This window comes from Curtobacterium sp. Curtsp57 (assembly GCF_047324335.1).
Lineage (GTDB): Bacteria > Actinomycetota > Actinomycetes > Actinomycetales > Microbacteriaceae > Curtobacterium.
In genome coordinates this window covers 1994759-2007345 of sequence record NZ_CP168511.1, presented here as the reverse complement: position 1 = coordinate 2007345, position 12587 = coordinate 1994759, and the positions used below count along the sequence as shown (strand labels likewise).

The following is a 12587-nucleotide window of genomic DNA, read 5'->3' as shown; positions in this document are numbered from 1 at the left end:
CAACCCTATGAACCTCCTACGAATCGTGAAGTCGGAGCCGTCTGCGATGGCGGCGCTCCTGATTACGAGCGCGGTATCCAATGTGCTTATGCTCACCGGATCTCTGTTTATGCTCCAGGTATACGACCGAGTTCTTGTAAGCAAATCCGTACCGACACTTGTTGCTTTAACCGTGATCACCGCTGGCTTGTTTGCGGTCTACGGGATCATTGAAGTCGTGCGCGGCCGCATCGCGTCTGGGATAGCCGACGTCTTTGAAGACACTTTTCGCGCGGTAGCCCACGAGCGCTCCGCTCTGTCGCAGTCCCCTTACGCCGAGGCGGCCGACAAGACCGCGGCCGCAGACCTGGCAGCTGTCCGGGGTTTCGTGGGTGGCCCAGCAGCTCTTGCGATTCTCGACCTACCGTGGGTCCCTCTCTACCTCTGGATAGTGTTCTCCATTCACATCACTCTTGGGTGGATCGCAGTTGCGGGCGCGGTCGTTATAACCAGCCTTCTCATCCTCAACCAATTGACCACGGACCGTGGAAACAGCCTTCACGCCGCGGATCAGCGTAGGAGTTCCGACCTCGCATCCAGCATCGTCACCAATTGGCGCTCGATCCGCGCCATGGCGATGATAGACGCCCTATCCTCTCGATGGAGTCGTTTGGATATCGACGTTCAGGAGTCACGCCGGAAAAGCGTTGGCCGTACGACTGCGTTCACCACTACGTCGAAGACTGTTCGGATGTTCCTTCAGTCACTGATACTCGCGGTGGGTGCCTACCTGGTAATTGAAGGGGAGATGTCTAGCGGGCTGATGCTCGCTTCATCGGTCGTAACCTCAAGGGCACTGGCACCTATCGAGCAGACTGTGGGCACATGGAAATCGACGTCCTTAGCCCGCGTCGCATTGAAGCGGATGCGGGATTGGGTGGAGTCGACGACAGACAGCCAGGGAGTTCAGCTGCCAATCGAGCGCAGGACCGTGGCCGTTCGCGCAATGGCCGCCGGCCCTTTGCGTGGTGGCATTCCTATCCTCAGGGGTATTGATTTCCAAGTAGAATCCGGTGACGCCGTTGCAGTCATCGGCCCATCAGGATCTGGCAAGACGATTACAATGAATGCGCTTGTGGGAGCATGGAAGCTGATATCCGGTGAGGTTCTCTACGACGGGAGCCCGCTCGATCAATACTCTCCGACTCAGCGCGCACGGATGATCGGCTACCTCCCACAACAGGTTGAACTTCTCGACGGCACCGTGGGTGAGAACATCAGTAGGTTCGACTCGACCGCAACTTCAGATGAGATCGTGGGCGCTGCGCTCTCTGCGGATGTCCACGAGTTGATCAAGGCCCTCCCGGATGGATATTCAACACAAATCGGTGCCGGAGGGATAACCCTCTCTGGGGGACAACGGCAGCGGATTGGTTTAGCTCGCGCTATGTTCCGGATGCCATTCTGCATCGTATTAGACGAACCAAACGCGAATCTGGATCACTCCGGGGAAGATGCGCTGTCAACGTCGTTGGAGGCTGCACGAAAGCACGGCTCGATTGTTCTGGTGGTCTCGCACCGTACGGCAATACTTGATCATGTCAACAAAGTGTTGATTTTGAATAACGGTGGAATGCAATTCTTCGGAAACAAGCAGGACGCTTTTGAGCAAGGAAGTACTGTCGTACCACTTACACGTCGGGCGGCGAAAGTCGTTGCGTAGCGCCTCGGCGCGGACGCGCCGCACCTCAATTCTCACATTCGCCTTTTTGCTTATAGTAGTCGGTGGAATGGTGGCTGTGGCTGCTACTGTGCGTGTGAGTAGCGCTACGATCATCGCCGGTACAATCGGTGAATCTGCCTCGGTGACGCCAATCGTATTACCCACGGGGGGGCGAGTTGCCCAGATTCTGACCAAAAATGGTGAAGTTGTTGAAAAGAATCAAGACCTCTTCATCTTGGCCGATGATGGCTTAGTGGACCAGCGTGGCGATTTGAACGATCAACTGTCCGTTTACTTAATTAAGGACGCGCGCATAACGGCAGAGCTCGCAGGCGCCTCAACATTTGAGCTCCCGGGTGAACTCGCTTCGCGCGCATCCGAGTCGTCAATCACGAAAGCGTCCACTCTGCAGCAGCAGCAATTAGATAATGACAACGCTAACCTGGAAGCGACCGAAAAAGCGCTGCAGACACAGCTGTCTTCGCAAGACGCGATCCTCATGACGCTTCAACAGCAGCAGGCTAGCGCAGTGAAAAATGCGCTAGACCCGGCCTATAGTGGTAGCCCGGCATCGGCGTACGCGTCACAGATTGAAGCGACACAAACACAGATCGCGCAGATTACTTCGCAAATCGCACAAGCCCGCGCGAGTGTAAAGGCGAATCTTCTCGAAGTCGCATCCGACAATCAAGAGCTGATCATCGAAGCGAAATCGAAAGTTGGGCAGCTAGACACCCAACTCGCGGCACTGCATATAAAGGCGCCGAGTCGAGGTATCGTTTCTCAGTCAATCCTCTCCGAATCAGGTCAATATCTCCCGCCGTCTACTGCCGCCATGAAGGTTGTCGGCGACGGTGGTGGCACGGTAATTACGGCTAAGCTACCGGTAGCGGATGCTCCCTTTGTGGTTAAAGGTGATAGTGTACTCGTCGATTTGACGACCGGTGACAAGTTGCGTTCTACAAGTGTTCAGGGCACAATTCGTACAATATCAGCGAACCCGTCGTCCCCCGGCAAGAGTAAGTCCGGGGCGACCTACGACGTGGAAGTAGTTGTGAGCGATAAAGCCGCTGCGGGCGTTTCCAGTGCGACTGCGTTGGCTAACGGCATGCCGGTGCAAGTGCACGTTGAAGGGGGGTCGCGGTCAATCTTGACGTATTTGGTATCGCCGATCGTTGAGCGGCTGCGATTTGCTTTCCATGAACGTTAGAGATGAAATGTTCGGTGTCGTAGCTGGGTGTCTATTCGCGGTGGGTCGCTTCACGGTGCCGTGGGCCAGGGTGCGTCGTGATTTGATCGCCGGCTAAAATGGGATATGAAACGTGTTGGAGTGGTGGCCTTGGGGGCTTTCGGCTGATAGCTGCCGCAAGTCGGTGTGGCTTCGATCTAGACCGGGGCGAGGACCTCGGCGCTGGGTGGGCGCTTCGCCTCCCCTGTAAATAGGTCCGCGCGAAGGTTGGCATCTCCGCGCGCTCGGTAATTGGAGTATTTGGTCGGCTCACTGTCCCTGGATCGGCTTGCGGCAGTAATCGCCGTCGCGGTGGGCGACACAGACGAGGTAGAGCGTGAATCGCCGTTGCCATGTCGGGAGCTGCGGCCGCGATGCCGGACCTGTTTCGAAGTGAGGCCTCTGGCCAAGGTTGCGCACGTGGCGCGTGGCATGGCGTTTGATGTGATCGTCGATGCTGCGCGGCCTTGCGCTCGGGTCCGCTTCCAGGCGAAGGTCAGCATTCCGGTGCCCGCGATAAGGACAGCATCGCTGACGGCTGTCCAGTCCCAGTCGTGGAGTGCCCCGGGATAGATCAGTAGCTGTCACTCACGCTCGATGGGGCCGTGCTCATCGCAGCCACCGAGATAGCCCAGGGACCGAGGCTTCCTGGGCGTGTCGGGCCCTGCCTCAGATCACCCTTAAGCCGTCCCTTGCCGAAATCAACAGCGCTAGCTATCGCCGGACAGGTTGTGCCGAAGCCGGCGAGTTAGCGAATACGCAGCATTCCTCCGGCGCCACGGACCCGCCTCGTGCACTGCGACACTCCATCACTGCATGGTCTGGGCTGAACCACTTCTCGGCCGCAGTCCTCAAATTCCGAGCTGGAAGTCGTGAGATTGGATCGCGAAAGCAGCGCGATTCACGTCGAGGTCTACCGAGTGCGCGCGTCTTCTCTCTGTATCGACACCGCGCAAACTTCGTACCAACTCAATAGAGGTGTGCTCTCGAGTTCGTTCGGTCGCTTTCTAGGCGAGAGTATGGGGGCACAAGTTAGATCATCCGGAAGTCGTCGTTGAGGAGGGTGCTCAGGTGGACTCCGTCGAGCGTGAAGGAGTTGTCCGGGTCAAGGTGGAGCACCGCTCCGTTGCTCGTGTCTTCTGCTTGAGCGATCAGGTCGTCAAACGTGAGCTCCTGCCATGCGGTGAGATCGATGACATCGAACCCACCTGATGCAGCAGAAGCGAAGTCGGTGATCCGATCGTTACCCGAAGCCAACTCGAACACGAACGTGTCGTTCCCGGCGCCGCCGGTGAGGATGTCGTCCCCGGTGCCGCCGATGAGGATGTCATCACCATCGCCGCCATTGATGGTGTCGTTGCCAGCACCACCATCGATCCTGTCGTTACCCAACTGACCGTTGAGGTAGTCGTCACCGGCACCACCGGTGATGGTGTCGTTGGAAGAGAAACCATAGATCGTGTCGCTGTCGGCGCCGCCCCGGAGCGAGAGCTGCTGAATGTCAGCTCGAGTCAGGACCGTGCCGTCATCGAGCCGGATCTGTTCAACTCCGGTGCCGTAACCGTCGCTCTTCAGCAACGACGCTGGCATCGTGATGACGCCGCCATCGCCGGCGCCGGGAGCGGACTCCTTGACCGTCACGATCGCGTCACCGGAGTAGTAGTAGCTCGACGTCTCGTTGTAGTTGTCATGCAGGTTGACCTGCAGATCCGCCAACGTCACCCCGTGCAAGACGAGGGTGTCGGTGCTGGCATCGTTGTAGCCACTCTCGACGATGGTGTCGTTGCCATCACCACGCGACCAGACATACGTGTCACTCCCGGCGCCGCCGGTGAGGATGTCGTCCCCAGTGCCGCCGATGAGGATGTCATCACCATCGCCGCCATTGATGGTGTCGTTGCCAGCACCACCATCGATCCTGTCGTTACCCAACTGACCGTTGAGGTAGTCGTCACCGGCACCACCGGTGATGGTGTCGTTGGAAGAGAAACCATAGATCGTGTCGCTGTCGGCGCCGCCCCGGAGCGAGAGCTGCTGAATGTCAGCTCGAGTCAGGACCGTGCCGTCATCGAGCCGGATCTGTTCAACTCCGGTGCCGTAACCGTCGCTCTTCAGCAACGACGCTGGCATCGTGATGACGCCGCCATCGCCGGCGCCGGGAGCGGACTCCTTGACCGTCACGATCGCGTCACCGGAGTAGTAGTAGCTCGACGTCTCGTTGTAGTTGTCATGCAGGTTGACCTGCAGATCCGCCAACGTCACCCCGTGCAAGACGAGGGTGTCGGTGCTGGCATCGTTGTAGCCACTCTCGACGATGGTGTCGTTGCCATCACCACGCGACCAGACATACGTGTCACTCCCGGCGCCGCCGGTGAGGATGTCGTCCCCAGTGCCGCCGATGAGGATGTCATCACCATCGCCGCCATTGATGGTGTCGTTGCCAGCACCACCATCGATCCTGTCGTTGCCGTTGTAGCCGTAGATGGTGTCATCAGCGTCACCGCCGATGAGGGACAGCTTCTGGAAGTCTTCGCGGGTCCAGGTGGTGCCATCATCGAACACGACCTGCTCGACGCCGCCGCCGGTGTTGTTGCTGAACAGGGAACTGTTCAGTGTGATCGTTGCCCCATCGCCAGCCCCGGGAGCGGACTCCTTGACCGTCAAGACCACATCACCGGCGTAAGAAGAACCCCATGAGTAGCTCGGGCTGGTGTTGTAAACGGAGTGCAGGTTAACGCTCACGTCTGCCGCCGTCACTCCGTGGAGCTTGAGGGTGTCGGTGCTGGCATCGTTGTAGTCACTCTCGACGATGGTGTCGTTGCCATCACCACGCGACCAGACATACGTGTCACTCCCGGCGCCGCCGGTGAGGATGTCGTCCCCAGTGCCGCCGATGAGGATGTCATCACCATCGCCGCCATTGATGGTGTCGTTGCCAGCACCACCATCGATCCTGTCGTTACCCAACTGACCGTTGAGGTAGTCGTCACCGGCACCACCGGTGATGGTGTCGTTGGAAGAGAAACCATAGATCGTGTCGCTGTCGGCGCCGCCCCGGAGCGAGAGCTGCTGAATGTCAGCTCGAGTCAGGACCGTGCCGTCATCGAGCCGGATCTGTTCAACTCCGGTGCCGTAACCGTCGCTCTTCAGCAACGACGCTGGCATCGTGATGACGCCGCCATCGCCGGCGCCGGGAGCGGACTCCTTGACCGTCACGATCGCGTCACCGGAGTAGTAGTAGCTCGACGTCTCGTTGTAGTTGTCATGCAGGTTGACCTGCAGATCCGCCAACATCACCCCGTGCAAGACGAGGGTGTCGGTGCTGGCATCGTTGTAGCCACTCTCGACGATGGTGTCGTTGCCATCACCACGCGACCAGACATACGTGTCACTCCCGGCGCCGCCGGTGAGGATGTCGTCCCCAGTGCCGCCGATGAGGATGTCATCACCATCGCCGCCATTGATGGTGTCGTTGCCAGCACCACCATCGATCCTGTCGTTACCCAACTGACCGTTGAGGTAGTCGTCACCGGCACCACCGGTGATGGTGTCGTTGCCGTTGTAGCCGTAGATGGTGTCATCAGCGTCACCGCCGATGAGGGACAGCTTCTGGAAGTCTTCGCGGGTCCAGGTGGTGCCATCATCGAACACGACCTGCTCGACGCCGCCGCCGGTGTTGTTGCTGAACAGGGAACTGTTCAGTGTGATCGTTGCCCCATCGCCAGCCCCGGGAGCGGACTCCTTGACCGTCAAGACCACATCACCGGCGTAAGAAGAACCCCATGAGTAGCTCGGGCTGGTGTTGTAAACGGAGTGCAGGTTAACGCTCACGTCTGCCGCCGTCACTCCGTGGAGCTTGAGGGTGTCGGTGCTGGCATCGTTGTAGTCACTCTCGACGATGGTGTCGTTGCCATCACCACGCGACCAGACATACGTGTCACTCCCGGCGCCGCCGGTGAGGATGTCGTCCCCAGTGCCGCCGATGAGGATGTCATCACCATCGCCGCCATTGATGGTGTCGTTGCCAGCACCACCATCGATCCTGTCGTTACCCAACTGACCGTTGAGGTAGTCGTCACCGGCACCACCGGTGATGGTGTCGTTGCCGTTGTAGCCGTAGATGGTGTCATCAGCGTCACCGCCGATGAGGGACAGCTTCTGGAAGTCTTCGCGGGTCCAGGTGGTGCCATCATCGAACACGACCTGCTCGACGCCGCCGCCGGTGTTGTTGCTGAACAGGGAACTGTTCAGTGTGATCGTTGCCCCATCGCCAGCCCCGGGAGCGGACTCCTTGACCGTCAAGACCACATCACCGGCGTAAGAAGAACCCCATGAGTAGCTCGGGCTGGTGTTGTAAACGGAGTGCAGGTTAACGCTCACGTCTGCCGCCGTCACTCCGTGGAGCTTGAGGGTGTCGGTGCTGGCATCGTTGTAGTCACTCTCGACGATGGTGTCGTTGCCATCACCACGCGACCAGACATACGTGTCACTCCCGGCGCCGCCGGTGAGGATGTCGTCCCCGGTGCCGCCGATGAGGATGTCATCACCATCGCCGCCATTGATGGTGTCGTTGCCAGCACCACCATCGATCCTGTCGTTACCCAACTGACCGTTGAGGTAGTCGTCACCGGCACCACCGGTGATGGTGTCGTTGGAAGAGAAACCATAGATCGTGTCGCTGTCGGCGCCGCCCCGGAGCGAGAGCTGCTGAATGTCAGCTCGAGTCAGGACCGTGCCGTCATCGAGCCGGATCTGTTCAACTCCGGTGCCGTAACCGTCGCTCTTCAGCAACGACGCTGGCATCGTGATGACGCCGCCATCGCCGGCGCCGGGAGCGGACTCCTTGACCGTCACGATCGCGTCACCGGAGTAGTAGTAGCTCGACGTCTCGTTGTAGTTGTCATGCAGGTTGACCTGCAGATCCGCCAACGTCACCCCGTGCAAGACGAGGGTGTCGGTGCTGGCATCGTTGTAGCCACTCTCGACGATGGTGTCGTTGCCATCACCACGCGACCAGACATACGTGTCACTCCCGGCGCCGCCGGTGAGGATGTCGTCCCCAGTGCCGCCGATGAGGATGTCATCACCATCGCCGCCATTGATGGTGTCGTTGCCAGCACCACCATCGATCCTGTCGTTACCCAACTGACCGTTGAGGTAGTCGTCACCGGCACCACCGGTGATGGTGTCGTTGCCGTTGTAGCCGTAGATGGTGTCATCAGCGTCACCGCCGATGAGGGACAGCTTCTGGAAGTCTTCGCGGGTCCAGGTGGTGCCATCATCGAACACGACCTGCTCGACGCCGCCGCCGGTGTTGTTGCTGAACAGGGAACTGTTCAGTGTGATCGTTGCCCCATCGCCAGCCCCGGGAGCGGACTCCTTGACCGTCAAGACCACATCACCGGCGTAAGAAGAACCCCATGAGTAGCTCGGGCTGGTGTTGTAAACGGAGTGCAGGTTAACGCTCACGTCTGCCGCCGTCACTCCGTGGAGCTTGAGGGTGTCGGTGCTGGCATCGTTGTAGTCACTCTCGACGATGGTGTCGTTGCCATCACCACGCGACCAGACATACGTGTCACTCCCGGCGCCGCCGGTGAGGATGTCGTCCCCAGTGCCGCCGATGAGGATGTCATCACCATCGCCGCCATTGATGGTGTCGTTGCCAGCACCACCATCGATCCTGTCGTTACCCAACTGACCGTTGAGGTAGTCGTCACCGGCACCACCGGTGATGGTGTCGTTGGAAGAGAAACCATAGATCGTGTCGCTGTCGGCGCCGCCCCGGAGCGAGAGCTGCTGAATGTCAGCTCGAGTCAGGACCGTGCCGTCATCGAGCCGGATCTGTTCAACTCCGGTGCCGTAACCGTCGCTCTTCAGCAACGACGCTGGCATCGTGATGACGCCGCCATCGCCGGCGCCGGGAGCGGACTCCTTGACCGTCACGATCGCGTCACCGGAGTAGTAGTAGCTCGACGTCTCGTTGTAGTTGTCATGCAGGTTGACCTGCAGATCCGCCAACATCACCCCGTGCAAGACGAGGGTGTCGGTGCTGGCATCGTTGTAGCCACTCTCGACGATGGTGTCGTTGCCATCACCACGCGACCAGACATACGTGTCACTCCCGGCGCCGCCGGTGAGGATGTCGTCCCCAGTGCCGCCGATGAGGATGTCATCACCATCGCCGCCATTGATGGTGTCGTTGCCAGCACCACCATCGATCCTGTCGTTACCCAACTGACCGTTGAGGTAGTCGTCACCGGCACCACCGGTGATGGTGTCGTTGCCGTTGTAGCCGTAGATGGTGTCATCAGCGTCACCGCCGATGAGGGACAGCTTCTGGAAGTCTTCGCGGGTCCAGGTGGTGCCATCATCGAACACGACCTGCTCGACGCCGCCGCCGGTGTTGTTGCTGAACAGGGAACTGTTCAGTGTGATCGTTGCCCCATCGCCAGCCCCGGGAGCGGACTCCTTGACCGTCAAGACCACATCACCGGCGTAAGAAGAACCCCATGAGTAGCTCGGGCTGGTGTTGTAAACGGAGTGCAGGTTAACGCTCACGTCTGCCGCCGTCACTCCGTGGAGCTTGAGGGTGTCGGTGCTGGCATCGTTGTAGTCACTCTCGACGATGGTGTCGTTGCCATCACCACGCGACCAGACATACGCATCACTCCCGGCGCCGCCGGTGAGGATGTCGTCCCCAGTGCCGCCGATGAGGATGTCATCACCATCGCCGCCATTGATGGTGTCGTTGCCAGCACCACCATCGATCCTGTCGTTACCCAACTGACCGTTGAGGTAGTCGTCACCGGCACCACCGGTGATGGTGTCGTTGGAAGAGAAACCATAGATCGTGTCGCTGTCGGCGCCGCCCCGGAGCGAGAGCTGCTGAATGTCAGCTCGAGTCAGGACCGTGCCGTCATCGAGCCGGATCTGTTCAACTCCGGTGCCGTAACCGTCGCTCTTCAGCAACGACGCTGGCATCGTGATGACGCCGCCATCGCCGGCGCCGGGAGCGGACTCCTTGACCGTCACGATCGCGTCACCGGAGTAGTAGTAGCTCGACGTCTCGTTGTAGTTGTCATGCAGGTTGACCTGCAGATCCGCCAACGTCACCCCGTGCAAGACGAGGGTGTCGGTGCTGGCATCGTTGTAGCCACTCTCGACGATGGTGTCGTTGCCATCACCACGCGACCAGACATACGTGTCACTCCCGGCGCCGCCGGTGAGGATGTCGTCCCCAGTGCCGCCGATGAGGATGTCATCACCATCGCCGCCATTGATGGTGTCGTTGCCAGCACCACCATCGATCCTGTCGTTGCCGTTGTAGCCGTAGATGGTGTCATCAGCGTCACCGCCCTCCCAGATGCCATTCAGAATGGCAAGCGCGGTGTTGATGGGGTAGGTGGTGCCGTTGATGTTGAGGGTTTCGATGCCAGTGCCGTAGTTGGTGCTGTGGGCGAGGGTGATGGAGCCGGCGTTGGTGGGGTCGGGGGTGTTGATGTGGATGGTGATGTCGCCGTTGGCGAATCGTTCGATGGTGATTTGGTCGGGGGTAACGCCGTTGATGTTGAGGGTGTCGTTGGTGGTGTTGCCGGTGTCGGCGATGGTGTCGTGGCCGTCTCCGGGGTTCCAGAGGTAGGTGTCGTTGCCGTCACCGCCGTTGATGTGGTCGTTGCCGGTGCCGCCGATGATGAGGTCTGGGGTGTTGCCGTGCGCGGTAATGGTGTCGTTGCCGGTTCCGCCGGTGACGAGGTGTGCACCGTTTTTGAGGGCGGTGATGAGGGCTGCGGTGCCGGTGTCGAGGGGATGCTGCTCGATTGCGGTGAGGATGCGGTCGGTGAGGGTGGTGCCGCCGCTGGTCATCGCTGGTGCGAACGTCTGCAGTGTTTCGAAGACGTGGAGGACATCGGCGATTTGAGTGCTGCTGGTGATTGTGGCGGGGATGTCGGTGAGCAGCTTGGTGAGTGTGTGCTCGAGGATCAGCGCGGGGACACCGGCCGTGGCGAACTGCTGGTCGAACAGGGCAGCGCTGAGGACGGCGAGGGGGTGGGCGTCGATCAGGGTGGAGTCGTGTGCGAGGGCGGCGGCTGACGCGGGCAGCTGTGCGGCGAGACGTTCGACGAAGGTGTGCATCACGGACTGGTAGTAGGTCTCGAGTGCCGTCGCGGAGTTGCCGGTGATGGCGCCCTTCGCCTGGTTGAGGTAGGTGGTGCCGTGTACTGCTTCGAGGAACGCTGCGTGAACGGCGTCCATGTCGCCGCGGGTTCCTGGGGTAGCGGTGTCTGCACCAGCCCAGGTGAGCAGGAACTGCTCGACCTGGGTGTAGATCTCTTGCACGCTGGCGGTACTGGATCCGGTGACGATACCGGTCAGCGCTGCCATCAATGCGGGATTCGCATCGAGGGCATGGGAGAGGTCAAGGACCGTGCCGAACCCGGTGAGGTGGGGAAGCTGCTTCGCGGTGGCGCTGACCGGGGTGGTGTCGGCGTTGGGGTCGACGGTGTGGACTTGGTCGTTCTGGAACCAGATGTCAGCGATCTTGCCGGCGGTGCCGTCTGCTTTGGTGTAGGTGGCGGACTCGGTTGAAAGGTTACCGTTGACCCATTCACCGGTGCGGGAGGTTTGCAAATTGATGCTGGCCACGCCCGCATCACGAAGCGACGTGAGTTCACCGACGTCCGTGACACCGTCGCCGTCGAGGTCGCGCCAGACCTTGAGCTGGTCGTAAATGGCGTCGTTGGCGTCGATGACGCCGTCTTTGTTGTCGTCGTACTTTGCAAGGACCTGGAAGCCGTCGGTGGTTTCGTTGCCGAAGAGCTCGTTGATGCCATCGATGCGGCCGTTGCCATTGCTGTCCAGCGCGAGGAAGCCGTCATCAGATCCGATCCAAGCGGTCTTCTCGGCGAGGCCGTTGTCGTTGAGGTCGAAGTGTGCGTTCGAGTGGGCCAAGTCGATGACATCGAGACCATCGCCGTCGAGGTCAAGTACCAGCGGATCGATCGGACGCGTGTAGAACGGGCCAGCCCCGTTTAACCAGTCCGACAAATCCCCGCTAAACAACGCATTCATCAAATCGGAGAAGCTCTCGTAGAGGTCCTCACCGATCTGCGACCCGACCAACGCCCCGATCCCGGCACCGATGAATACGCCGAGCGTAACTGCCCAGCCAACTGGCGTGAGCTCGAAAGCCGCGAGCATAAGGCCGATTGCCGCGGATGCGAGCATCTCACCCGCAATTCCGCCAAGAATACCGCCGACGTTGCGTGCAGAATACTCGCCGATCAAGTCGAGAGCACCGTCGCGATCGCCAGCCTGGAACCGCTCGGCCACTTCGTGAGCTGTGGCGAACACGTCCCACACCACAGCAGCGGCACCGCCGACAACGCCCACACCCTTGAGGATCCGAGCAACGCTACCCAGATTCAAAGCCTCAACAGTTATCGATCCGGTCTCGTCATGCAGAAGACCGTTCAGTAGATCGCTGAATGAAACGGGCTTTGCATCCGGCGTACTGACTGGGCTGCCGACGGGAGCCGCGCCGCTAGGCAGATGCAGGCCAGTGAATTGCTCAACCTGAGCCTTGAGTGCTTCAAAGAGTGGGCCTGCAGAATGGCCGGGAACCGCCTTATTGAAATCCAGCCCGGCGTAAAACATTTT

Annotated in this window: 3 protein-coding genes; 2 read left to right on the top strand and 1 reads right to left on the bottom strand. The window is 59.9% G+C overall.

Annotated elements, in window-relative coordinates:
- Window positions 1-46: 46 nt before the first annotated feature.
- Window positions 47-1702: a type I secretion system permease/ATPase gene (locus tag ACEN9V_RS09345; RefSeq protein ID WP_413603016.1), complete on the top strand. Its 1656-nt coding sequence runs from the start codon at window positions 47-49 to the stop codon at window positions 1700-1702.
- Window positions 1644-2912 (top strand): HlyD family efflux transporter periplasmic adaptor subunit, encoded by a 1269-nt coding sequence (locus tag ACEN9V_RS09340; RefSeq protein ID WP_413603015.1) that lies wholly within the window; start codon window positions 1644-1646, stop codon window positions 2910-2912. Before ACEN9V_RS09345 ends, ACEN9V_RS09340 begins: the two co-directional genes overlap by 59 nt.
- A 1050-nt stretch (window positions 2913-3962) precedes the next feature.
- Here ACEN9V_RS09340 and ACEN9V_RS09335 read toward each other — a convergent pair.
- Entirely contained in the window at window positions 3963-12584 is an 8622-nt protein-coding gene (locus ACEN9V_RS09335; protein ID WP_413603014.1) for a hypothetical protein, read from the bottom strand.
- Window positions 12585-12587 lie beyond the last annotated feature (3 nt).